At 46.0% G+C, this 557-nt stretch carries 1 protein-coding gene; it reads left to right on the top strand.

The annotated features are described in order from the left end of the window. On the top strand, window positions 1-557 hold a 557-nt coding region (locus F994_RS17700), incomplete at both ends, for a YDG domain-containing protein (protein ID WP_004649313.1).

The following is a 557-nucleotide window of genomic DNA, read 5'->3' as shown; positions in this document are numbered from 1 at the left end:
GCTGCCCAAGACAAAGTCGTAAATGTATCAGGTAGCTTAACGGGTACCGATGCAGGCAACTACACGGTCAATAGCAATACAACCGCCAAAGCGAATATTGCCAAGAAACAACTGCAAGGTACGCTGACCGTCCAAAACAAAGTCTATGACGGCACCACCAATGCAGTGGTACAAGGCACCTTAACTCAAGGCGATATCATTGCAGGTGATAACGTTACAGTCGGTGGCACAGGTCAGTTTGTTGATAAGAATGCTGGTCAAGGCAAAGTGGTGAATGCATCAAGTAGCTTAATCGGTACCGATGCCGGCAACTATGAATTGACCACGAATGGATTAGTGACTGCCAATATTGCCAAGAAACAGATTACTGGTGCAATTACAGCGCAAGATAAAGTCTATGACGGCACGAGCAATGCGACTGTGAATGGCAGCTTGAATGGTGTGATTACGGGTGATCAGGTTAATCTGAATGCCCAAGGTCAATTTACCAATAAGAACGCAGGTCAAGGCAAAGATGTAAATGTATCAGGTAGCTTAACGGGTACCGATGCAGGCAA

It is taken from the genome of Acinetobacter bohemicus ANC 3994 (assembly GCF_000367925.1).
Lineage (GTDB): Bacteria > Pseudomonadota > Gammaproteobacteria > Pseudomonadales > Moraxellaceae > Acinetobacter > Acinetobacter bohemicus.
Note: the sequence above shows the minus strand (reverse complement) of the source record. Positions and strands in the feature narration are given on the sequence as shown.